Below are 24,819 nucleotides of genomic sequence, written 5' to 3' on the forward strand. Positions count from 1 at the left end.
AATCTATCGAGTCTTCCGTTTGACAGCCCGTATTATATTGGATAGAATCCCTGCGGTAAAGTAAAAAGAATCGCCTCCATAGAGATCGAGTCATGGTAGGACAGACAGGACCTAAAATCAAGATCGCCGGCGCCGGACCCTCGGGACTCTCGGCGGCGATTGTCCTCGCCAAGGCCGGCTACGAGGTCGACCTCTTTGAAGGGCGTAAAGCGGTCGGGGCGCGCTTTATCGGCGATTTTCAGGTGATCGAAAATATGAGCCGGGAAGAAGATGCACTGGAAATGTTGAAGCGGTTCGGTCTCGATACGAATTTCTTCATCCGTCCGGTCCGGCAAGCCGTTTTCTTCGATCATCGGCTTCGCTCGCAAACGGTCGGGAGCCGCCGCCCTTTCGGCTACTTCATCCGGCGGGGAAGCGAGGGGGAAACCCTCGACCGGGGCCTTCTGACACAGGCGCTCGCGGCGGGAGCAAAGATCCACTACCAAACACGGATCAAACCGGAAGAAGCCGACATCATCGCCACCGGGCCGGCCACCCCCGACGGACTCGCGAAGGAGATGACCTTCACCACCTCCCTTCCCGACACCGTCTGGGTCCTCTTCGACATGAACTTCTCCCCCGGCGGCTACACTTACCTCTTTGTCTTAGACGGCATCGCCACCTTCGGCTGCGCGATCACCCGGGACCTCTCCCGAATCAATCATCACTTCGACCGGTCGTTGCAACGGTTTCAGGAGTTAACCTCTTTTCCGATCGAGAACGACCGGACCGCTTACTCCTTTATGAACTTCAGCCTGAAAGGGTCCGCCCAATCCGGGGGACGTTGTTTTGTCGGAGAGGCGGGAGGATTCCAAGACTACCTCTTCGGGCTGGGAATTCGTTACGCCCTCACGACCGGGCACGCGGCGGCGGAAAGCCTCTTGAAGAAACGCTCCTATGACCTCCTCTGGAAAGAAGCGCTCGGCCCGGCGCAGGAGGTCAGCGTCGTCAACCGGTTCCTCTACGAAGTGGGGGGCAATCGTGGCCTCTCCCTTTTTATCCAACGGGCCGGCCGCGGCGATCTTCAAGATTACCTGGGAGGGTGGCACCGCCCTTCCTGGTGGAAGCGTCTGGCCCTGCCGATTTTAAAATGGGGATGGCAACGGGCCGGTCGGTGCGCCCATCGACTCTCCCCCCATTGGTGCCGGCACAAGCCGGTCTCCGCTCATCCCGAACTGGGGCCGATCAAGCCATGATTTCCGTGGAAGAGGCCTATCAATATTGTCGCCGGCTCACCCACCGCTCCGGTCCCCACTTCTCGGTCGGGTTCCGTTTTCTTCCCTCATCGAAGCAAAACGCAATTTATGCCGTTTACGCCTTCTGCCGGTACGCCGACGACATCGTCGATGAGGCGCAGGAGGCGTCGCTGGAGAACCTCCTCCATTCATGGCAAGAAGAATTGGACCGCTGTTACCAGCAGCAGCCGACCCATCCGATCACCGTCGCCTTGGCCGATGCGATCCGGCGTTATCCGATCCCGAAGAAAGGCTTCGAAGGATTGATCGCGGGGTGCCGGATGGACCTCCTCTATAACCGCTATCCCACTTTTGATTCATTGATGGTCTACTGCGATCTGGTGGCGACGACCATCCGTGATCTCTCCCTCCCCGTCTTTGGTTATCGAGACCCGAAAGGGGTCGCTTACGGCCGGGCCCTCTCCACGGCGCTGCAGTTGACCAACATCGTCCGGGACATCGGAGAAGATCTGGGGCGGGGAAGGATTTATCTTCCGTTGGATGAAATCAACGCGGCCGGCTATTCCGAAGAGGAATTGACGGCGCGGGTGAAGAACGAGGCGTTTCTGAAGCTGATGCGGTTTCAGTGCGACCGCATCCGAAACTACTTCAACGAATCGGCCCAGTTGATTCCGCTGATCGAGGCGGACGCGCGCCTGTCGGTCTCTCTGATGCGAAACGTCTACGTGGCCCTGATCGACCGGATCGAGAAAGAGCCCTTTGCCGTTTTGGATCGGCAGATCCGGCTCTCCTGGTGGGGGCGCGGTCAAGTCATTGCCCGGACGCTGATCGGTCGCTCCGTCTCCTGACCCCCGTTCTATGGTTTAATCCACCAGGTGATCCCGACGTAGTTCTCCCGGAGGCCATCCGTTCCCACATCGTTCCCATTCCGGGAGGTCGTCGGAAAGTTGGAAGGTCGATCGACGTTCCATTCATTATGCACGCCGATGAGGAAGGTGACGCGGTCGAGGCGATACTGTCCTTCCATTCGGACACCGAATTGCTCGTGGCTCTCCCCCGCTCCCGGCGTCCCGCCGAGGACGTAGGGATGCAGATTAAGCCACATCTTCGAAAAGAACCGTTTTTGAATCCCGATCCCGGTTTGATATCCGAGCTGGCAGGTGCAGTCTCTGCGGATCAAAAGAGGGGTGTTCGTATATCGCTCGAAGTAATAATTGAAATAAAGACCGACCCGTGTATCCAACGGAGAGGCCTCATCCTGGGCGATCGCTTGATCAACCATCAGGGTCGGCAAAATAATAGTGAACAAAATCAGGAAAATCTCTTTTTTCAGTCGATTGCATAAATTCATATTCTTCCTTTCTCACCTCACATCAAAAAATACCTCAACGCAGTAACCAGGTAATGCCGATATAAGTCTCCCGAAGTCCCCCCGTACTGATGTAGTTTCCCTCTTTTGAATGTGTCGGGAAATTCGATGAGCGATAAACATCCCACTCGCCATGATGCCCGAATAGAAAAATGAATCGTTCAAAGCGGACATGAAATTCGAATCGGGACCCGAACTGCTCCGGCGATTGGGCGAGGCTTGGGCTGGCCCCCAGGACATACCCGTGAAAATTGAACCAAAGCCGCCAGAACATCGGCGACTGAACAACCACTCCTGTTTGGTATCCCAATTGGCAACCGCACTGCCTCCGGATAAAGAGAGGGGTGTTTGTATAGCTGGGAAGGTAGTAATTAAAATAAACTCCGACGCGGACGTCAGAAGGTGGGGTACGCTCCTCAGCTGCCACTGGATCTACGATGAGGAGCTGAGTAAATAGATGGGAAATAACATAGAAAAAAATAACCTTTCTATGGCACATTCCTGCAAAATCTTGCAGCATTCTTGCAAGTTTCTGCATAATACAAGCAAATCGAAAAACGTTCGGGAACATTGCCACTCCATGCAAATCATCCATTAGACAGAATGAGCGTGGTTAGTGGCATCCGTTCCTCTAGGATCACGCTTCGTCGAATTTTGATTGGAATTCGACGGCTGAGAATTGCAATTGCCGGACCGATTATTGAAAAGGGAAATAAGAGGTGATTCGGTTCTGATTAGTGGTACAGAGGCGCTTCAGAAGAAGGGGGCCGGGTTGGGGCAGGAAATAGCGAGTTGTTCGGTGAAGCATCGTCATACATCGGTAGCCAGGCAGAAGGTGTTTTGCTAGAAGCGTGAGACGGAAGAGAGTCGTTCTGATAAGTCGGTATGAGTTCTTTCAGTGTTATTTTGATTTCGTTCGGGTCTGTCTCATGATCCATGCTTGCAAATTTTTTAACATAAGACATTAACTCATCTGTGACTTTTCCATTTTGCGCCACCCGGATCTTTTCATGGCGGGTCTGAGCCACCTTTTCTGACTCTTCGAAAAGGCCCTCAACCAGCTTTTCCGCCGGCCGCAAGCCGACAATCTGAATGGGGATATCCTCATCCGGGGAAAACCCGGATAGAATGATCATTGTCCTGGCAATATCGATAACTTTGATCGGATCCCCCATATCCAAAACAAAAGTCTCTCCTCCTTCCCCAAGAACCGCCGCGTGCAAGACAAGCTGAACCGCCTCTTGAATGGTAATAAAGTATCGCTTGATATCAGGATGGGTAACAGTGACCGGTCCCCCTTTTTTGATTTGAGCGCGGAAGAGCGGGACGACGCTTCCATTGCTTTCGAGAACGTTTCCAAAACGGACCGAAACCAATCTGGTTTTACTTTGTTGATTAAAATATCGAACCAGCATTTCAGCAACACGCTTGGTCGCGCCCATGACGCTGGTCGGATGCACAGCCTTGTCGGTCGAAATCAACACAAAGTCTTCGACGCCGTATTGGTCCGCCATTGCAATCACATTGTAGGTTCCCAAGACATTATTTTGGACCGCCCCCAGGGGATGGCTTTCCATCATCGGAACATGTTTATACGCCGCCGCATGAAAAATAACATGAGGACGATACATGGAGAAAACCTGATGAAGTTTTTCTTCGTCGAGGATGTCTCCTAAAACGACGATGAGAGAAATGCCGGGGAATTTATCCAAAAGCTCGACCTGGATATGGTGGAGATTGTTTTCACTCCTTTCAAAAAGGATCAGAAGTTCAGGACGGAAAGCGGCGACCTGACGACAAAGCTCAGACCCGATGGATCCTCCCGCACCGGTCACTAAAACTCTCTTTCCTTTGATCTTTACCTCGACATTTGGATCGTAGATCTCGATTTCTCGTCTCCCGATGAGGTCTTCAATATCAAGATTCCGGATATCGGAGATGGAGACCTTTCCTCCCAGCATTCCGGTCAGGCTCGGAAGAATTTTTATCGGAAGTCCGAAAGACTTGCATTGACTAATCATTCGCTTAATCTGCTTTTGGCTTGCAGATGGAATCGCGATGAGGAGTTCATCCGGGTGGAGCTTTTGAACCGCTGCTTCCAGTTCTTGGCTATTTCCAATGACGGGGATATTGTGAATTTTTGAAGACCTTTTCTTAAGATCATCATCAATGAACGCAATCGGGTGACGGTTATAGGAGGGGTTCTGCATCATGTCGCGAGCCATCATCTCCGCGGCATTCCCGGCGCCGATGATCAAAACTCGGCGGGCTCCAATTGGCACCTGTGTCAAAACTGCATATACTCTTTTTGCAATTCTAAAACTCGCCAAAATTAGAAAGAGAAGAAGCGCATCGATCAAAAAAACAGATCGAGGATACCCCTTTATCTGCAACAGTGTGATACCCCCCCAACTCACTATCGAGCTGCAGAAGATCGCCGCCCCTAAAGCAATCATGTCCTGAATGCTCGCATAACGCCAAAGCCCCCGATTCAATCCAAAATACTGAAGCGAAGCAAGTCTGAATACCAGGATAAAAGGCAAGGTTACTCTGAACAGATTAAATTGATCCTGCGGAATCTTCCCGTCAAAACGGAGGGTAAAAGCCAAGTAACTTGATAATACGATTGCTCCAGCATGGATGAAGACAATAATGCCTCTTCGATATTTTTCCATGACTTCTTTAAGGGTTTTCTTTTTGGTTTTCTCCTTTTTTGAAAATGGGAAGGGAAGACTCAATACAAGCGTCATTAGACTTGTAAAAAGAATCTTTATGTCAAGAGCTAGACTCCGTTGCAGAACATACTGTTTGGCTAGTTTAATCTTTTTTGGCAAAACAGTATTAATGTAATAGGCTTCCGGATCATCTACTTGAGACAGGAGAAGAGAGACATCCCTGATTTCAATCGTTGCGAAATCGGTCATTCCGGGCCGCACTGTTAGAATTGTTTCATAGTCCTTCCGGAATAGCTCAACATGCTTCTTAAGCTCTGGGCGTGGCCCTACTAAGCTCATTTCTCCTTTCAGGACATTTAATAATTGAGGAAGCCTATCGAGCTTGCATGAACGAAGGAATCGTCCAATCCGCGTGATCCGAAGGAAAGGCGTCTGGCTATTCACTTCCGTTTGTATTTCAACGGTCCGAAACTTATAGATTTGGAAGGGACGGAAGACTTTCCCGATTCGCTCCTGTTTAAAAAACACGGGTCCTTTGGAAGTTAATTTAATAATAATGCAAGTAAGAATGAAGACAGGAGCCAGCAAAACAAGCGCGATCAGAGCTAACCCACAGTTAAATATCCTTTTTACGCTGACCCTTCTTTTTGGAGGGTTCACAAAGGTTAGCAACATCAACTTCCTCCAACCGATTTTGTACGACTTATTGCATCACAAACAAATGGCATGTTTAAAATAACCCGTGCGATAATGCACTGGAAAATGGCTTCGTCTCATTTATCATTATCGGCAGCAAAGGCATTTATGATCCAGCATCGGCCTGAACAACGGACCATGTTATTTAGCAGTTAATTTAAATGAGGTCTTCCAAATGGGGGCAACAAAACTCACCGTCAATATTCTGGAGATTGTAATCACGTTAAATATACTTATTATGCGATTTAGTATTCTAAATACCGAGATTTAGTATATCCGGAGGTGGGATTTCCGTCAAATGAAGAGAGGGAGAAGCACGTTGAATCTCAGAAAGCACGTCAGTAGCTAACCGGCTATCCTTACGACCCATCATTCTAATTTAGGGTTGAATCATTTTGATGTCACTTAGATCATTCAAATAATACATACCAGAGCGTCTTTGTCGATTCCAAGAACAACGTTCTACTATCTGAACGATGCTTCCACCAATTATCGGGACGAAAAAATGAAAAAGGCGCCGCTGAAATAGTGATATGAATCCCACTGCCCGCCCATTGCTTCTGAAAGACTTTTTTGCTGCGCCGCGTGTGATAATTGGAGGTTACAATAATCACTTTCTTAATTTGTTGATCCCGTACATAGGGCAGCAGGGACTGCGCTTCTTCGCTGGTTGAATCCGCCTCATGTTCTAAAACCAATAGGGATTCTTTTGGGAGAATGTTTAATTTTGTCGCGTGCCGCCATGTCGGAAAATCTTCGTGGTTTTGCCAGTCCGCTAACGTCGCACTTAAGGCGATTTTAGGTGCATATCCCTCCTGCCATAGCTTGATTGCATGGAGGAGTCGTTCATCTCGCGCGCTGTCCCCCGCTAATACGATGATAACATCTGCCTTCACCGAGGCGTCGGATACGATAAAGAAATGGCCGAGCTTAGCCAAATACCATTGATACGTAGCATAGATCAAAAGACCTAAAATCAGGACTGCAAGACCGAGTCTCCACCTCTTTCGAATTGCACTTCTCATTTAATTCTTTCTCAAGACCACCAAAACAAGCTAAGCGACGCTGTGGTTTGCATAAGATAAACAGAGATCCCATTATTAGTGTCTCACCCCTTCGCTTCGAATCACCTTTAAAAAGGTCATAAAAAGAATTTTAAGATCCAAAACAAATGAACAATTTTTTAAGTAGTACCCATCGAATTCAACCTTCTTGGGAATGGAAAGATCATCGCGCCCATTCACTTGTGCCCATCCTGTCAATCCTGGAACCAGTTTATGAACCCCATTCTGGGTACGAAGATCGATTAAATCGGCCTGATTAAAGAGCGCCGGGCGCGGACCCACAAAACTTATTTCACCTTTTAGAATGCTGTAGAGTTGCGGAAGCTCGTCTAAGCTCGTCTTCCTTAAAAACCCTCCGATTGGAGTAAGATAACGATGCGGATTATCCAAGAGGTGAGTCGCCACCGCAGGCGTGTCAATCCTCATTGTTCTAAACTTCGGCATTTTAAAGATCGTATTATTAATCCCCACTCGATCTGACCAATAAAAAGCGGGGCCTTTCGAGGTAATCTTGACCAACAAGGCGATAAAAGCCATCGGGATAAAAAATATAACGATCAAAATCAACGCCGATGTAAAATCAAAGATGCGTTTCATATTCACCGATTTCATTCTTATACCAATTCGCTGTTTCTTTCAGTCCCTGATTGAGGGTATAAGGCGGGTTCCAATTTAATACGCGGCCGATTTTACTGCTGTCCATTATCAACGAATCGAGCAGCCGATTTACTTCCTCCGATCTACGTATGAGCCTACCGGCTGACCTCAACACAGAAGGCGGAAAAGGAATCAATCGGACGGGCCGATTTAAGACAGAAGCGATGCGGCGGATCAGCTCAGGAGTCGAGACCGGCTCGCCGTCACTCACCATAAAAGTCGCACCGGCGGCATTCGGATGAGAGAGCGATTTTGAAATCGCACTCACGGCATTTCCAACATACAACAGGCTTCTGCGGTTGCGAACCCTTTGAAAAGGGAGCGGGAGCCCTCGATCGGCCAGCCAAAAAAGCCGGGGCATGTTTCCCTTCATTCGGGGACCATAAACCAAGGGAAAGCGTAAAATAACAACTTCTAACTTCGTTTCGCCACTGACCTTCATGAGCGCTTGTTCGGCCTCCCACTTGGACAAGCCATAGGCATCTTGAGGATTAGGCCGATCGGTCTCAGTGAAGGGTTGCTCCGAAAAGTTCTCCTCCCCATTGACCTTTACTGAGCTGATGTAGATAAATCGTCGGACCCCGGCCGCCGCAGCCTGGCAGGCCAGATTCCACGTGCCCTCCACATTCACCCGACGAAATTCACCGAGAGGATCGGACGCGGGCTCATTCATCACATGCACCCGGCCAGCAGTGTGGACCACCGCGTCCATTCCTGATACGGCTGCCTTCCAGTCGGTCTTCGGGCCCAGGTCATCTATTTCAACCAGAGAAACCCTATGCGGTATCTCTGATCTCTTACGCCGCAGGGCAGCCTTGATCTGATATTGAGGATTCGGAGCCCAGCGAGAGAGAACCGCGCCGGCGACAAAACCGCTCGCCCCAGTGACAAGGACTTTCATCTTAAACGCACTCCCGCGACGGAGAGCAGGTCGTCTGCCATTGCCTGCATGAGTTTGGTTCGAGCATACTTGTCGATAAACTCAGGTCTCCGCGTATTCATTAAAGAGAGCTTTTCAAAGACCTCCTCCGCTTCGGCAGCATCGCAGGGATGAAACACAGCGGCGTTAGTAATTTCGGATTTCACAAAGTCCGCCGCATATCCCGACACCCCGGCCCAGATCGGTTTTCCCATCGCCGCATATTCAAACAGCTTGGATGGAAGCACCTTTTTAAAAGCCTCATAGTCGTTCAAGTGGAGAAAAAGAACATCCGCTTCTTGATAAGCCTGTATCAATTGATCCCGCTTCATCGGGGATAACAGCTCCACGTTATCAACTCCGGCATTTTGCAGAGCAGTTTGCAATGCGGCGGCACGGCCCCCATCTCCAATGAGCCTGAAAATAATCCGTCCTCGCATGCGCTTGGCCAACGCAGGCACGATCATGTGCAGGCCTTGTCCTTCTCCCATATTTCCCGCATAAAGCACCGTCAATAGCGGGTGCGCTGGCTTCGAACCTTTCAGGCGGGTACCCGCCGCGATGAACTCTTCATCGATCCCGTTGGTGAAGAAAGAACATGGAAGGGATGGATAACGGGAGTCAAAGTAAGACTTGAAACCGCGTGATACGAGATTGACTTTGTCCGCTCGCCGGATAGTCCAACGCTCTACCAGAGAGAAAAGAGGCCGGGTCAGCAGGAGCAGCCTACGGGGGAGCACATGTTTAATGGTATCGACGAAAAGGTCGCGAATATCAAGATAAAGTTTTGCCTTTTTACGTCTGGCGATCCAGGCCCCCAATGCGGCGGTCATCAACCGTGAGGAGGTCGCATAAACCAAGTCATATTGGCGAGATCCCACATGACGCTTCACTTCTTTGGCAAAGTATAAAAATGCCTTCGACTGATCGACCATGCCACTGCAATGACCTGGCAGCCTGATTCGACGAATTTCCAGACTGGGGTGCGTTTCGAGCTCAGAACATTCACTGCTGAAGGTACGATAGCGATTAGGCAACGTCGTGACCACTTCCACGTGCGCCCCTTCAGGCAGCTTCTCGGTCAAGGCTTTGATCAGTGCCGTCGTGCGAAAGGAGCCTGCCGACAAGTCGGGATTATAGTAGAAACTAAGCACCAAAACTCTCAAAGATCACCCCATTCAATTCGAGTCGTCAGATGGCGCCCGGTGAATTTTATCGCAATACAAATATTCGGTACGGACGTTCCAAACTTTGGGTGCCACTGAGACGCCACCCGCTCGACATTCTTTGCTCCCTGCACGCTAAAATTCACGGTTTTTGTTGGGGCCGACGGGAGTAAGAGTCGGTAACCTGAGAAATGGCTTCGATCGATGCGGACATCCGGATGAAGGTGAAAACGCGCTTCCGCTGTTTGGAAATCCCCTGTGATCCAGTCTTGAATCACCAGCGAGCGCGAGGTAAAATTCCAACTCCGCTGGTGGATGACGCCGTTTCGGATCCGTTTGTAGCCGTCATGACTTGCTTCGATCACCAGCGATTTGTCGTCTTCGGAAATGAGCGGCTTGTTGGGATATGCCCTGCGCGCCACACGAAACCCGCCCCATACCTCACTGGAGTCCTCGTCGTCTATGACCACCGTGTTATGCGCTGCGGTCCCTCGTTGGCGCAGCCTTTCAACTCCCTCCCCATACTGCGAAGTCCCTGAATTGACGAAGACCCGCTGGCCAAAAATGCTCAGCTCAAAACTAAGCGTATCTGCATGTCCGTGTCCGGGAAGATAATCAGGTCCGATCTCCGCCAGGTCCAGCAAGCAGACGCCGTCGCCAGGGAGGTCAACGCGATAGTAACCGGTGTTTTCCAGCCGGCGCAAGGAGACCTTCCCCTCACCCTGTAGGCTTCTCGGCAGCGCCGGCTCGACCTTACAGCCGAGGCGCTTGGCATAGGTTTTGATCGCTTCAAGGTCGGGAGCGATGCCAAAGGCGGCGTCGTTAAAAAAAGCAATGCGGCCATCGGGATGCGACATGGTTGCCAACCAGGAGAGGCCCCGGGCGACCCTTTCGCGCCAATCTGAAATTCGCTCTTTCAAATCTATGATCCCTGATCGCTCGGCGAGGTTTAACAGATCACAGAGATCGCCCAGTAAAATGGCGTGGTACATGGGAGATCGTTCAAAATGCCCTCCATCCGGAAGAAACTGCTCCGGAATCTCACGATCCAGAATTCGAAGCCCTTTGTTCAACCATTTTTGCGCCTCATCCCCTTCCAAAAAAGCACCGGCAAATATCATCGCCTTGGCGTTTGCCATCAGGTGGTTCCCGAGAATGTGGAACTCCAGCTGTTTATACAGGGCTTGCGCCTGCAGACCCAGGCTTTTCAGCCAAATCGGTTCAATCGCTTTTTGACGGGAAAACCACTTCACCAGATTCACAATCCGGAGAGAAAGTGGATAAGGCTCCCAGCCGCTCCCCGTCGCGGGCGGATTCTCCGCGATCCAGCGATCGACTAGATTTTTGTGCGCTTCATGCCTCAGCTCAGCGCTGACGGAATTCAGGTCATCCATATAGTGAAGGTTGTACAGCCACAGCTTGCTCTTCTTAGGATCGTTCCAAGCCTCTTGATCATGGATGTCACCGGTCTCCCCTAGAAACTCAAAACGGTTATAGCCGACCATCGTGGTGGGAAGAAGCTCGGGATCAGACCATGCCGCCGGCCAACCTCTTTGACGGTACTCACCCCTTTCCGTGAGACGAACCGTTTTAAATTTGTAGTAGAGACGATAAATAACCTGCTCTGCCTTAAGGTGGCGAACGGTATGAAATAGCCGAAGGATCTTATGCGGAGACATGCGGCCTCCAAGAGATAGGACACTCATCGATCGAATTCATTGCCTTATGCCAACAGCCGTTCGAGCTCGGCCACAATTCGCTCCGCCGCCTTGCCATCCCATTTTTCCGGAATCCTGCCCTTTTTCCAGTCCCCGGCCATTAACCGCTTCAGTGCTGGAGCGAAGTTGGCCGGGTCGGTGCCGATCAGCTCATTGGTCCCAACGGTGACCGTCTCAGGACGCTCGGTGTTATTGCGCAAGGTCATGCAGGGGACCCCCATCACTGTGGTTTCTTCCGTGATTCCGCCCGAGTCGGTCATCACCCCCTTGGCATGTTTAACCAAATAGTTGAATTCCAGGTAGCCCAGCGGATCGACATATTGCATGCCCGGAACCTGCCTTCCCAACTCATGCAGACTTTTCGCGGTGCGCGGATGCACCGGGAAGACCACCGGCAACCCTTTTGTTCCTTCGGTGATCGCATGGAGCAGTCGCAAAAGGTGCTGCTCACCATCCACATTCGCCGGCCGATGGAGGGTCACCACAAAGTAGTTCCCCGCTTTGAGCCCCAATTTATCCCAGAAGTCAGGCGGGCGCAGCCGATCCATATTGGCCAGCAGCGTATCGATCATCGTGTTGCCGACGAAAAAGATTCGCTCGTCGGCCACCCCCGATCGCCGCAGGTTCTGATTTGCAACCTCGCTGGTTGTAAAAAAATAATTCGTGATAGCGTCGGTTACCATTCGGTTGATTTCTTCGGGCATGGTCCAGTCGCCGGAACGGATCCCGCCTTCTACATGCGCCACAGGCACACAAAGCTTCTGCGCGGCAATCGCGCAGGCCATGGTCGATGTGACATCGCCCACCACCAGGCAGAGGTCGATATGCTGCTCCAGCAGGAGTTTTTCATAACGGAGCATGATGGCCGATGCTTGCTCGGCCTGCGTTCCGGAGCCGACTTCCAGGTTGACGTCGGGCTTGGTGATGTCGAGTTGGTCAAAAAAATCCCCCGACATCCGGGCATCATAGTGCTGGCCGGTGTGAACGAGGCGATATCGAAGATGGCCTCCCGCGGCCTGACGCAACTGAAGCGCTCGAATGATCGGAGCAATTTTCATGAAGTTGGGCCGTGCACCGGCGATGATGTCAATAATTGGCATCGGGCTATCGCATTTGTTCGGGCAATTTAAATGGTGCCGATTGGCCCATACGTAGGACGGACCACCATGCGGTCATACACCACCCCGTTGCAAGAGTGAATAGTTCTTTAGGCCCAGTGCGGGCTTCTCGATGAATCGCCAAGAAAGCATCGCGATCACAATCGTAACAAACAACATGGCAACAAAACCCAACAAGCCAATAATTTGATTGAACATTAGAAAATTTATCACCGGAACATGATAGATGTATACGCCATACGAAATATCATTGTTTTTCAAAATATAAGAAGATAACTCGGATTTTGAAAAAGCGAAGCTCACAGTGAGCATTCCAAGAAGAATGATCGATACTACATTCAACCGATTCCCTGACCCTCCATCGATATCAAAAATAATTTCAATAGCAACCCATAAACCGTATACCCCACTCCAAATAAGGCCTTTTCCTTTAAAAAGGTTTGGGTATTTCTCATAAAGCTGGCGTGTAAGAACGCCGATCAAGAATAAAAAAAGATATGGAATAATCGAAACACCAAACAATTTCTGAATAGTGGTATGCCGTTCAGCTAAATAGGGCATCGCGAGGATCATCAGCGCAGCCGCAATTAAAGTGTGTACCACCCATATCAAGCGGGTTCTTTTTGCTGCAATCGCAAGCAACGGTAATAAGATATAAAACTGAAGCTCTACAGGTATCGTCCATAAGCTGCCATTGATTACTCCAATTCCAAATCCACGGAGGAAATCCGGGTTGTAAAATTGAAATAATGTAATTTGTGCGAAAAACCACCCAAAAAAACTCGGTAAGGAATCCGGCTTTACACCGGAAGCAAGAAAAATTCCGATTGAAAAAAACAGACAAACCCACAGAGCCGGATAAATTCGCAACGCCCGATTCCAAACGTATTGCTTCAGCGAGGGTGCCCGATCCCATGACATAGATATCAGGAAACCGCTAATAATAAAGAAAATTGGTACGCCAGGAAAATACGCCAGAATAGCCCCAACGAAACCAGGGACCGCCGCTTCTAGATGGGTACTCCCATGCCCGATCAAAACTTGCAGCGCGGCAAAAAGCCTTATTAGATCAAAATTATTGAGTCTCATTGCCGCAGATGCCCCATTTGGATGTACGGGTGCTGATCTGGACATCATCGAAGCATCTCCGCGACTTCAATCGACACCCGACTCACCTCCACCAAAACATCAAATGGAATCGGCGCCGCTCCACCTAGCTTGATCGCCTGTACGAAGGAAACTGCGCACGCCTTTTGTCCCTTGTCCTGCCGCCAGAGGTTCATCGTGCGGAACCCCGCCCAGCCAAAGCCCTTGAGCTTACGGTAGTTATCCAGTTGGAGGATTCGCCCGCCGGCGAAAACCTCCAGCCTCTCCTTTGGGAAGGACTTGTGGCCGTTTGCCAGATAATGAATGGTGCCGATAGAGCCATCCTCGAAGTGCAGCGTTATACTCGCCTTGTCCTCCGCCATCACCCCGCGCTCCTTGCCGATCGAGATGGTCTGAAATCCACGGATCGGCGAGTCCGCGAGAAAGCGGAGAAGATCAATAAAGTGACAGGCTTCGCCGATGATGCGGCCGCCGCCGACCGCCGAATCTTGGGTCCAGTGTTCCGAAGGAATGGCGCCGGCGTTCACCATCATCACAAAAGCCTTCGGGTCCTTCACCCCGTTTAGAAGCGCTTTCATTTTTTGAACCTGGGGAGCAAAGCGGCGGTTGAAACCGACCATCACCAATGGATTCTGGCCGGCACCAAGCGCCTCCGCATAGGCCTGCTCAATGGCCGTCAGTTCAGCCAATGTCAGCGCCAGTGGTTTTTCGACAAAGAGATGCTTTCCTCTGTTTAATGTCTGACAGACCAATCGCGCATGGCTGTCGTGCCGGGTGGTGATGACGACCGTATTGATCTGCGGATCGGAAAAAACGCGGTCGGTATCTGTCGTGGTCACCTCAAACCCGAACTTACGCCCGGCATGAAGACCACTGACGCCGCCGCTGGAAGCGACTGTCTTCAGTCGCGCTCCCGCCTCCTTGAAAGCCGGAATCAATACTGCCGTGGCATAGTTCCCCGAACCAATGAACGCCACATTGGATGGTTCCTCTCCCCTTGCCCCTGTGGGAGCCAGCACCACGGTCGACCGTCGCAGTTCCATCTCCGGCTTCTGAGCTTCGGTCAGGTACTGCAATAGAATGCCGAGCGAGGGGCCCGCCCCGCCCACCAGCGCGTAGGCCTCCTCCGCGTCGTCGATGGCAAAGCGGTGCGAGATGAGCGGTTTTACATCGAGCCGCCCGTCGGCCATCATATCGAGCACCGCTTCGAAGTTACGCTGTTCAGTCCATCGGACATAGCCGACCGGGTAGTCGAATCCCTTTACTTCATAATTCGAATCGTAGCGCCCGGGACCGTAGGAACAGGAAACTTGAAAAGTCAGCTCTTTTTCAAAGAAATCGGCGCGGGATAATTCGAGCCCCGTCACTCCCACCAACACAATGCGGCCGCGCTTGCGGCACATGAGCGCGGCCTGATGGACTGGCTCACTGCTCTTGGTTGAGGCGGTAATGAGGACGGCATCGACCCCGCGACCGCGGGAGAATGCATTCGCAGCGGAAACCGGATCTTCCCCTGCCGAAAGGTCCACTACTTCGGCGCCAAACTGCCGCGCCAAGGCCAGCTTCTCGGCGTCAAAATCAATGCCGAGTACGCGACAACCGTGCGCTCGCAGCAACTGTACAGTGACCAAACCGATCAGTCCCAAGCCGGTCACCACCACCGCTTCACCCAAGGTCGGTTGTACCAGGCGAATACCCTGCAAACCGATAGCGCCGATGACCGTGAAGGCCGCCTCATCGTCCGATACGTTTTCCGGAACCTTCGCACAAAGATTCATCGGCACACTGATCACCTCGGCATGTTTGCCGTTGGAAACAACCCGGTCACCCACGGAGAAACCGGTCACGCCGCCCCCCAGCTCCATCGCCACGCCGACATTGCAGTAGCCGAGCGGCAGCGGTTGGTCCAGCTTGTTGAACACCGCCTCTAATGTCGGTATCAGTCCGTCCGTTTTGATCTTGTCCAACACCATGCGAACTTTATCCGGCTGCTGGCGGGCCTTCTCGATCCACCCGGCCTTGCCGAACGCCACCAACATCCGCTCGGTGCCGACCGACACCAGCGTGCGCGTTGAACGAATGAGCAACTCTCCCCGCCTGACTGCAGGACAAGGGATCTCCGCCACTTCGGTGGCGCCTGTTTTAAGACTTTGAAGAATTTGTTTCATTTTTTCCTCACTCAGGGTTTTTCTTGCGGACGTCTAAGATACGCCCCGGCATCAAATTCAATACGAAAAAGCCTAAACTGGGTTCTTCGGTTTTCACCGTCTATAAAAAATTCTCTTTTATGAGCGCCTCTTTTTGAATACGATTTGGATAATTTATCAAAACGGCCTTATAAACCCCTTTAAATACAAACAGGCTCCCTGCTGCAGCACCAATGATTCCATACTTACCAATTAATTGACCGATATCTTGAAGAGACCCTGCCCCGCCAAGTACGGACATTGGAACACTGACTGATTCTCGGATCTTATCGACGATAGAAAAATCATACCCTTTCATCATGCCGTCATTGTCAATTGAATTGATGACGATTTCGCCGGCTCCAAGTCTTTCCATTAACTTTGCGAGGGCTACCGGACATTCTCCTGTATTATTTTTCCCATTGTGTGTCCAGACCTCATACTTATCCTCCAAACTCTTTTTAACATCTAAAACCACAACGACACTCTGATTACCTACTTGTTCAGCGATCTGCCTTACAAGGTCAGGACGATCCAGCGCGACAGAACTGATTGCAATTTTTTCAACCCCTAAACCAAAAATCTTTTGTGCCTGCTCGACCTTTTTAATGCCTCCGCCATAGCAAAGCGGCATTCTGCATTCTGCCGCCAAGTTTTCAATCATCTTATAATCGGGTTCTCTATTTTCGACCGTCGCATCGATGTCAAGTACAATCAGTTCGTCCACTTCCTTTTCATTGAATATTTTCACCGCATTGATGGGATCTCCGACATACTTGGGATCCTTGAATTTCGTTGTTTTGACAAGACCTTTGTTTTTAACCAATAAACAGGGAATGATTCTTGGGTACAGCATTTTTATAGATTTCCAAAGTTTTTAAGAAGTTGAATGCCATTTCGATGGCTTTTTTCCGGGTGGAATTGAACGCCGTAAATATTCCCTGAATTAACCGCAGAGGAAAATAGATCTCCATAATCCGTTTGCGCGGCGGTATCCCCGTCATAATGGCACTGGAAATAATATGAATGAAGGAAATAGAACCGGGGCCCGTCACCCAATTCCTGAAACAATTTGTTCTCCTTTTTGGGACTTATCTTGTTCCACCCCATATGGGGAAGACGGGTCTTATATACTAAGCGTGAAGCATTGAATTTTTTGACGACGCCATCAATCCATCCAAGCCCGGGCAATTTTCCTTCCTCACTTGAATGCGCCAGCATCTGCATTCCAACGCAGATCCCCAGCACCGGAAGTTTACGTTGTAACACAAGATCGTCCAGTAACTCCCGCATACCGGAATTTTGCAGAAGTTCCATCGCTTGATCAAACGCGCCAACCCCCGGCAAGATGATCTTGCTCGCCTTTTTCAAATCGTCGGCTTTTGAAGCAATCAAAAACGGGATGTCTAATTCTTTATAGACATTGGCAAATGCCCTGATATTACCCAATCCATAATCGACGATGGCGATCATCTTATCGCTCTTTTTTCCATGCCTAATGCCGTCATCACTTTTGTCCCCAACACAAAAGTCCCCAATTGCGATTTGTAATCCCGATAAGACTTATTGGGAGCGTCTAAGTATCCTTGCAACTCCGCCACGGAAATGCCGAGCTTGGTGGCGATATATTCGAAATCCTGTTTTATCGTATTCTCGTCATATGCCGGCTTCGAAAGTTTCTCCAATGCCTCTTTCCTGGTCATCTGCTTCGTCAGAATCAAGCTTGAGAATTGAACCTTTCTTTTATCGATGCCGAATTTCTTAGGCTGCCAATAGGCTTCATAAAATTTGCTGAATCTCGATTCAAAGTGTTTCTGTGGATACTTTTGCCATCCAAATCGATCAATCAGGAGTTGCATGGCCTCCTCTTTGATGTATGGCACATAATTTAAGGGTTTGACGACTTGTACACCTTTGAAATAACGATAAAAGACTTTGTATTTCAGAATATTGGCCAAAGGGAAATTTGCCAGAGGACGTTCTCCAAATTTATTATGAATATCCTTCAGTTGAACCAAATCACTGGCATGATAGTGCCATTCAAGCGGATTCTTGACGCATTCGGTTGAAAAATTCGCCCCCGTCAGAATATATTTGATTTTATACTTTGCCGCGAAATTATACAGGGTCGCGAAAAACGCATGATCCTGAGGGGTGTCGAGGTGCGGGACACCGGATTTAAAAAAGGCCAGCTGAAGATCCCGCATTTCTTCCCAATCGATCACTTCGGTATACAAATCCAAATTCAATTTATCGACCAATTTTTCAATGTTATTGACCGCCTCCTGGGAATTCCAGCCGGCATCAACATGAAAAACCAAAGGCCGTAATCCAAACTGTTCTTTCACGATGTAGGTCAGATAGGAGCTGTCGACGCCCCCGCTCATCCCCATAATACAATCGAAATCCTTTCCGACTCCCTCTTTCTTGATTTCATCCACGATTTCCTGAAGCGCCCGCCTTCCCCTTTCATCCGTATGCCAGTTGGGAAGGATATTCTTGTAAAAGTTGTTGCAATGGTCGCAGACCCCCTTATCGTCGAAAGTGATATGGGAGTCGGTCGTGTCCATGACGCAATTGGAGCAAACTTGGCTTTTATTACTTCTCATCATTTGAGCTTCCTTCCATCTCTCTTTCGTGAGGGAGGGATCATACAACCTGTTCCCTCTGATCAACTATACTTCGTAGAATGTCTCCGCAACTTTCTTCATCGTCCGTTCCTGATCAAACAAATCTAACGCCGTTTGAGAAGGTACAAATGGATTCTTTGTTATTGAATGTGCAAACTCGATCGCTTTATCGAACCAGGCTTTATCCTGAAGATCGACGATAAATAATCTCGATCTCATACAGGAAGGCAGGCTTTCAATCCATGGATTGTAGGTGACCGCCACACAGCATCCACAAAAGATCGCTTCATACACACTTCTGGGGGATGAATCACTTTTGGGAATAGATATCGCCAGTACTGTCGTGAAAAGCAATTCATACACCTCATCCTTGAGGGGAAGGCGACCCAAATCAGTGTCGCCTCGTTCCAATTTCGATATAATTTTTCCTTTATATTCCTCTTCCCAAAAAGGATAACTGAATGTTAATGGCGGTTTTAGTCTAGAGTTTGTTCGCCCCTCTACGATTTCGTCTATACGATAAATCGGATACATCCCCCGAAACGACGTGACCTTTGTCCGCTCATTTTTTTTATTTGATTTCATTAAAATAGTGGAAGCATCCATTCCGTTTTGGATGACCACTGCATCCTTACCGCACAACTCCCGGATTCTATTTTTCAAATTAGTAGAATCGACGATCAGATGATCGGCTGCTTTTAATGCCTTACAGGCAAAATACTTATAAATGGAGGATCGATCCGGCCGAACGAGCACCTCGCTGCCCTGCGGCGTCCCGACGAATTTGATCCGAGCCAACCAGCAGCAAAACATATAGTACATTGTATGAGCATGAAAAACGGCGTTTGGATATTTTTTCTCGATTGATCTTATTTTCAATATCTGCAGCGGGGAAACAAGGAATTTCACGATATTTCTCCACACATTCCCCATGTTGGTTTGCCGCTTGAATAACAGCCAATCGATATTATACAAATCGATAATATGATCGTCTTCGCAAGTAATCTTCTGATGGCTTTCACTATCAATCAAGTCTGTTGCAAATAGAATCTCTCTGTGGCTGCAAACTTTCTTTATCGTTCTGTACCAATCCATGGAATGGTAACAACGCGCATTCCCAATGATTATTATTTCACTCATTGCAGCCTTCACGTTTTCCATCATCTAATCTATTCACCCATTTCTAAAATCGGCTGTTGTACCGTTTTATGTTTCCTACATACTTAGTTTATTGGTTCTGTACTATTTTCTAATCTCCATCTTAATTCACTGTGTGGGTAATACTTATCATAGATTTCGCCCCCGATCTGGTCACGCCTATGCAAGATGGTACCCGTGAAAATTGCCAAAAAAACCCAAGGCTCCCAGAGAATACAATTGGTAATCCCCAGTCCAATAAGGAAATAAACTAGAAAAAAGAATGACGCGTTATTCACAATATCTCTCATAAGGAGGTTGACTACAAAACCAAACCAGAAAAGCGCAAATATAGGCCCGAATTGCAAAGACAGGAGCCAATAGGAATTATCGGATATTCCCACGCCAGAGGAAGAATACGTGTTCGCCGTCAGTTCATTAGAAGCTCCAACCAAAAGATGGAACATATCCGCGATAAGAAGCTCAAAGGGAAGTATTAATTTATCTATACGTCCACCGGAATCTTCGCTGAATCTAAAGATGGAATAGAACTCAACATTCTCCATGTTCGTAAACCAAATAATTGAGAATATCGCGAGCATTCCAATCGCCACCCACTGCCGCCAATTCGATAGAGAGTTTATGAAGAAAGTAAGGGTCAGCAGACCGGCAATGACGATCGGATAGCGCGAGCCGCTCAGCGTTACTGCGTATAACATCACCATGATTGAAATAGTTAATAAAATAGATGAGCGCAACGATGTCGGGGTTGGCCTTTTTGTCGCGAGCAAAAACATCCCGCAAACGATTACATTCGCGTAAATGGAAGCTCCCAATGTTCCTCCCTCCCGGGTCCTCTCCGCGTCAAATACAAACTCGACATTTTTAACATTATCCGGATCAAAACTAATATTTAATTCAGGGAAAAAAGAGGCATGCAAAATTCCCAAAATGGCCTGAATAAAACAGGTAAGAACCAAAGCGGAGGAAAGAAAATTAATATTTTTATCGCCATTTACAAATCTTTTGGAGACCAATAAAAAAATAGTTGGGGCAAGGATATATCGATAATCCAAAAAGGATCTCCGTTCCACATAAACCAGTTCCCTTAAATAAAAAATTAATCCGCCAGCGATAACAATCGCTAAGAAAATAATGTCAGTCTTCTTAACCGTGAAGCCTTTTCGAACATCAAACAAAGTCGATAAATAAAGCGCCATAATGACAAGGACCGGTGCAACAAGCCAAACGTTCTTCCCTAAAAATGTAATTGGGTAAATAATATAAATGATGTTTACGAAAGGAAAAATGAGAGCCGTCGCTGCGATCAAAACGGCCGGGATCGAGATGGAATCTGATGTGCTGTCTTTGGCGAGCATCATTTACTTTGCCGATATAACGTTCGGGAGATGATGAACGTAGTAAGATTCTAGTTAAGAGCTTATTCTTTCAAGATATCAGCCGTCTGTTAGTAACACCGTTATTCCAAAGCCCGGAAGGATCTTTGACGATACCCAATAATATGTGTTTCAACCCATCTAAAATATGCCATCTTCTCAATAAGGCGGCGCCTAGCTTTAGTTGCGCTGCAGCTTGTCTGAGTCTATTCTGCTTTAATGCTTTTTTCGACAGTGAAAGATCTCTGGCTGTCTGCTTAAGCAATAAAAGCCTTTCCGTTGCAACCGTGACAGAATATTCCGGAGACCGTGTGATGCTCAATGCCGTTTCTCGCAATCTGCAAAGGTATTCGTCTATCATTGCCACCTGAGAAACCTTGGCAATATTCAGAATAAGCGCTTTATCCTGAGCATAGACATATCTCTCTGGATATCCACCTCTATCCTTTCCAAGTCTTGCTCGGTACATAATTGAAGAGTGCACAAAAGGGTTCATCCATCCCAATAGGTCATATAGTTCGCCCGGTTCTACGGGCGGCTTAAATTTCTCGGTTACAACGTTTTTTTCATTAATATATTCGACCCAAGACCCCACCAGTCCGACGTCAGGTCGCTGGTCCAAGTACTCAGTCTGCTGTGCAAGTCTTTCCGGATAGGAGACATCATCCGCATCTAATACCGCAATATATTCTCCTTGCGCCCGCTCGAAGGCATATCGCAATGCGGGGGTTCGACCGATATTTTTGGGCAAAGAAAATACGCGTATCCGTTCATCGGTATAGCCGGCCAAGATGGTCGGCGACTCGTCGGACGAGCCGTTCTCAACCGCAATCAACTCCCAATCGGTTAAAGTCTGCGTGACAATGCTGTCGATGGCCTCCTTCAGAAACGGCGCCGCGTTATAGATAGTCATGATCACCGAGACTCTGGGAGCTCTCCGAAGGGGTTTTACAGTCATCGCTCTTTCTCGCTCCATGCGTGAATAGAGAACATCGACCAATATAAATTTTTAAGAGACATAGGCCTCGCTTAAAACTTTTTCCAGCCCCGATCTCAGGGACCACTTTGGAGTCCATTTCAGAACTTCAGATACTTTTGTGATATCGGCCCTCGTATCCATGATCTCTTCAGGGCGCCTTTCGCAAGCCGATTGGACAACCCAGCTCGTACCCTTAATCTCTTGAATTAAATCAATAATGTCGGCAACCGAATGGCTGACTCCTGTGCCCACATTGAGGATGCTGAACGCTCGATCCAGGTTTACAGCCTTTATAATGGCATCCACCAAGTCGTCGATGTAAATATAATCTCGCTTGGGCTCTAAATCCTTGATACGAACGATATCGCCAGCATTCACTTGATTCACGATTGATGGAATAAGAAAGGAGTCGGCTTGCCCAGGACCATAGACATTAAACGGACGCAGAATGGTCGCCTTGATACCGAAATGATTCGCGTAAAACTCGCAGACCTCTTCAGCTAGTTTTTTTGAAAGGGCATATGGATTATTTGCTTTTAACGATGCAGATTCCGGTATCGGCAGTTTCTCCGGGTTGCCGTATAAATAGGAACTCAGAAACACTAACCGAGCGTGAAATTGCCTGCAATAATCAAGAGCACCCATCGTACCGTATAGATTCGTCTTCAGGAAACCGGCCGGATCTTTCCAACTGTCGGGAACGAAAGTTTTACCTGCCAGGTGGATGACCACCTCCGCAGCCTGAAGAGAGGACCAGGTAGTCTTTTCCGCGATATCACCCGAAGCACTGCTTACTTTGATGACATCATGCTGATCAGCGAGAAGTTTTGAGACCAAATGTTTGCCAATAAACCCCGATGCGCCTGTCACTAAAACCTTAGCCATCGATAAACTTTCCCTTCAAGCATTCAAATTGTTCAATCGCCTGCATGTAATCATCGGGACGTCCTATATCCATCCAGTAGCCGCCATAGGTTTTCACGGCAATGCCATGTTTCTGCGCAAGAAGATCTAACATCAGCCTATCAAAACCATACGGAATACTATCGGGTATGAATCGCAACACTTCACGGCTAAGCATATAAATTCCCATACTGACCTCATAACTGGTTTTGGGTTTTTCACAAAAACCTCTCAGAATCTCATGACCATCTGTCTCCAGCACGCCATAGTCAATTAGTTGCTCACGCCGGTGCGCCGAAATGGTGAATAGACGATTATCTTTAATATGTTGTTCGTAGAATGCACCAAAATCCAGATCGGTAAGAATATCTCCGTTCATGACAAGGAAGTGTTTTGGAAGATCTGAAATCAGACGCAACGGCCCCATGGTTCCAAGCGGTTGACTCTCCAGTGAATAATCGATCAAGACATTCCACTTGGTACCGTCACCGAAGAAAGCCTTGATCAACTCAGCCTGATGGTTCACCGCCAAGGTAATGTGATCGAACCCTTGACGGGCCAATTGCCGGACGATCACCTCCAGAATCGGATAATCGCCAATCGGCATCAGCGGCTTAGGTAAGACAACTGTATACGGTCGCAAGCGTGTACCTTTGCCGCCCGCGAGAATGATTGCGCGCTTAGACATCCTATTTTTCATGTATCCTCATCATAAACAGATTGATCATTGGACTTCATTTCTGGGTCATAAGTTGTATGCATCGATCTTATAACGTGCCAGGTTGGTCGGATCGGTGAACCATTCAATCGTTTTTCTCAACCCCTGCTTAAAACCTTCCAGACCGCTATATTGAGGCTTCCAGCCCATCAGTTTCTCTGCTTTTTGGTAGCTTGCAACGAGGCGCTCCACTTCACTTTTTTCAGGGCGAAGTCGAACGGCGTCACACTCGATGTCGATCCGTACTCCCATCAATTCCGCAATGGTACGAACAGTCTCCTCAATCGAAATTTCGAAACCGCTCCCAATATTGGTCACAGTGCCATTAACTGCCTCGCAACTCATTGCAGAAATAAAACCTCGAACAGTGTCATCCACATAGGAAAAATCACGGGTTGGATGTATAGCACCTAATTTAATTTTGCGTTTACCTGAAGCAATTTGGGTGATGATCGTAGGAATAACTGCCCGCGCGGACTGCCGAGGACCATAGGTATTAAAGGGTCGCAATACCGCAAGTGGAGTACCGAAAGACATATAAAATGAGAGAGCAATCTGGTCGGCGCCGATCTTACTTGCCGAGTAGGGAGATTGACCCTGTAGCGGGTGCTCTTCCGTGATCGGGACAAACTGCGCCGTCCCATATACCTCGCTGGTGGAAGTGTGGACAACCTTGCGGACCCCCATTTCTCGCGCCGCTTGCACCACGTTGAGAGTTCCTTTAACATTGGTATCAACATAGGTATCTGGAGAGTGATAGGAATACGGAATTGCAATCAGAGCGGCCAAATGCAACACCGTATCACAACCCTGCATGGCTGTTTTTACTCCATGCGGATCGCGAATATCGCCCGCGAAAACCTCAAACCGGCTTTTCACGTCCGCTGCGCAATAATCAAGCCAACCATAAGAATTAAAAGAGTTGTAGAGAACAAAGGCTCGAACATCATGTCCTTCGCGGACTAGAGCCTCTGTAAGATGAGAGCCAATAAAACCGTCAGCGCCGGTGATCAATATTTTCATGGTATATTCCCCAATATCAGTGCAGCTATTTAAAAGCGGTTTTCCCTCGCGTTAACTGCAAGCGCCGAATCATCGAAGGTGGAAACATTTCAGATTCCTTCACCGTCCGGACCTCGAAGCGC

General features: G+C 48.8%; 22 protein-coding genes. 2 read left to right on the forward strand and 20 right to left on the reverse strand.

Annotation, left to right across the window (positions count from 1 at the left end):
* The first annotated feature begins 92 nt into the window (after positions 1–92).
* Together MCM46_00915 and MCM46_00920 are read left to right on the forward strand one after the other, a co-directional pair.
* Positions 93–1,235, forward strand: coding sequence for an NAD(P)/FAD-dependent oxidoreductase (locus MCM46_00915; GenBank protein MCG3110356.1), 1,143 nt, complete (start codon positions 93–95; stop codon positions 1,233–1,235).
* Complete coding sequence (locus MCM46_00920; GenBank protein MCG3110357.1) at positions 1,232–2,083, forward strand: squalene/phytoene synthase family protein; 852 nt, start codon at positions 1,232–1,234, stop codon at positions 2,081–2,083. Before MCM46_00915 ends, MCM46_00920 begins: the two co-directional genes overlap by 4 nt.
* A gap of 8 nt (positions 2,084–2,091) precedes the next feature.
* On the opposite strand, the gene MCM46_00925 is transcribed toward MCM46_00920, so the two are convergent.
* The 20 genes from MCM46_00925 to MCM46_01020 all read right to left on the reverse strand — a co-directional run bounded on the left by MCM46_00925 (position 2,092) and on the right by MCM46_01020 (position 24,697).
* Positions 2,092–2,586, reverse strand: coding sequence for a hypothetical protein (locus MCM46_00925; GenBank protein MCG3110358.1), 495 nt, complete (start codon positions 2,584–2,586; stop codon positions 2,092–2,094).
* Between the two features lie 34 nt (positions 2,587–2,620).
* Entirely contained in the window at positions 2,621–3,175 is a 555-nt protein-coding gene (locus tag MCM46_00930) for a hypothetical protein (GenBank protein ID MCG3110359.1), read from the reverse strand.
* A gap of 163 nt (positions 3,176–3,338) precedes the next feature.
* A complete protein-coding gene (locus tag MCM46_00935; protein ID MCG3110360.1) occupies positions 3,339–5,954 on the reverse strand; it encodes a polysaccharide biosynthesis protein in 2,616 nt (871 codons plus the stop codon).
* Between the two features lie 431 nt (positions 5,955–6,385).
* Positions 6,386–7,000, reverse strand: coding sequence for a YdcF family protein (locus MCM46_00940; GenBank protein MCG3110361.1), 615 nt, complete (start codon positions 6,998–7,000; stop codon positions 6,386–6,388).
* 75 nt (positions 7,001–7,075) lie between these two features.
* The gene (locus MCM46_00945; GenBank protein MCG3110362.1) at positions 7,076–7,636 is read right to left on the reverse strand and encodes a sugar transferase; all 561 of its coding nucleotides are present in this window, start codon (positions 7,634–7,636) and stop codon (positions 7,076–7,078) included.
* Positions 7,620–8,597 carry an SDR family oxidoreductase gene (locus tag MCM46_00950; protein ID MCG3110363.1) on the reverse strand — a complete coding sequence of 326 codons (978 nt, stop codon included), beginning with the start codon at positions 8,595–8,597 and terminating at the stop codon, positions 7,620–7,622. The genes MCM46_00945 and MCM46_00950 overlap by 17 nt, the downstream gene beginning before the upstream one ends.
* The gene (locus MCM46_00955; protein MCG3110364.1) at positions 8,594–9,769 is read right to left on the reverse strand and encodes a glycosyltransferase family 4 protein; all 1,176 of its coding nucleotides are present in this window, start codon (positions 9,767–9,769) and stop codon (positions 8,594–8,596) included. Before MCM46_00955 ends, MCM46_00950 begins: the two co-directional genes overlap by 4 nt.
* Before the next feature lie 8 nt (positions 9,770–9,777).
* The gene (locus tag MCM46_00960) at positions 9,778–11,460 is read right to left on the reverse strand and encodes a heparinase II/III family protein (GenBank protein ID MCG3110365.1); all 1,683 of its coding nucleotides are present in this window, start codon (positions 11,458–11,460) and stop codon (positions 9,778–9,780) included.
* 44 nt (positions 11,461–11,504) lie between these two features.
* Complete coding sequence (gene wecB, locus MCM46_00965; GenBank protein ID MCG3110366.1) at positions 11,505–12,557, reverse strand: UDP-N-acetylglucosamine 2-epimerase (non-hydrolyzing); 1,053 nt, start codon at positions 12,555–12,557, stop codon at positions 11,505–11,507.
* A gap of 114 nt (positions 12,558–12,671) precedes the next feature.
* The gene (locus tag MCM46_00970) at positions 12,672–13,754 is read right to left on the reverse strand and encodes an acyltransferase (GenBank protein MCG3110367.1); all 1,083 of its coding nucleotides are present in this window, start codon (positions 13,752–13,754) and stop codon (positions 12,672–12,674) included.
* Positions 13,751–15,892, reverse strand: a complete 2,142-nt coding sequence (locus MCM46_00975) for a bi-domain-containing oxidoreductase (GenBank protein MCG3110368.1) — start codon at positions 15,890–15,892, stop codon at positions 13,751–13,753. Before MCM46_00975 ends, MCM46_00970 begins: the two co-directional genes overlap by 4 nt.
* A 100-nt stretch (positions 15,893–15,992) precedes the next feature.
* Positions 15,993–16,766, reverse strand: coding sequence for an AglZ/HisF2 family acetamidino modification protein (locus MCM46_00980; GenBank protein MCG3110369.1), 774 nt, complete (start codon positions 16,764–16,766; stop codon positions 15,993–15,995).
* Positions 16,767–16,768: 2 nt separating this feature from the next.
* Positions 16,769–17,383, reverse strand: a complete 615-nt coding sequence (gene hisH, locus MCM46_00985; protein MCG3110370.1) for an imidazole glycerol phosphate synthase subunit HisH — start codon at positions 17,381–17,383, stop codon at positions 16,769–16,771.
* Positions 17,380–18,519 (reverse strand): N-acetyl sugar amidotransferase, encoded by a 1,140-nt coding sequence (locus MCM46_00990; protein ID MCG3110371.1) that lies wholly within the window; start codon positions 18,517–18,519, stop codon positions 17,380–17,382. Before MCM46_00990 ends, hisH begins: the two co-directional genes overlap by 4 nt.
* 66 nt (positions 18,520–18,585) lie before the next feature.
* Positions 18,586–19,704 (reverse strand): glycosyltransferase family 4 protein, encoded by a 1,119-nt coding sequence (locus tag MCM46_00995; protein MCG3110372.1) that lies wholly within the window; start codon positions 19,702–19,704, stop codon positions 18,586–18,588.
* Positions 19,705–19,763: 59 nt separating this feature from the next.
* Positions 19,764–21,059, reverse strand: coding sequence for a hypothetical protein (locus tag MCM46_01000; protein ID MCG3110373.1), 1,296 nt, complete (start codon positions 21,057–21,059; stop codon positions 19,764–19,766).
* 67 nt (positions 21,060–21,126) lie between these two features.
* Complete coding sequence (locus MCM46_01005; GenBank protein MCG3110374.1) at positions 21,127–21,987, reverse strand: glycosyltransferase; 861 nt, start codon at positions 21,985–21,987, stop codon at positions 21,127–21,129.
* A gap of 96 nt (positions 21,988–22,083) precedes the next feature.
* Positions 22,084–22,938, reverse strand: a complete 855-nt coding sequence (locus tag MCM46_01010; protein ID MCG3110375.1) for an NAD-dependent epimerase/dehydratase family protein — start codon at positions 22,936–22,938, stop codon at positions 22,084–22,086.
* Entirely contained in the window at positions 22,931–23,656 is a 726-nt protein-coding gene (locus MCM46_01015) for a nucleotidyltransferase family protein (protein ID MCG3110376.1), read from the reverse strand. The genes MCM46_01010 and MCM46_01015 overlap by 8 nt, the downstream gene beginning before the upstream one ends.
* A gap of 45 nt (positions 23,657–23,701) precedes the next feature.
* Positions 23,702–24,697, reverse strand: coding sequence for an NAD-dependent 4,6-dehydratase LegB (locus tag MCM46_01020; GenBank protein MCG3110377.1), 996 nt, complete (start codon positions 24,695–24,697; stop codon positions 23,702–23,704).
* Positions 24,698–24,819 lie beyond the last annotated feature (122 nt).

Origin of the sequence: Candidatus Manganitrophus morganii (genome assembly GCA_021651055.1) — a bacterium.
GTDB lineage: Bacteria > Nitrospirota > Nitrospiria > SBBL01 > Manganitrophaceae > Manganitrophus > Manganitrophus morganii.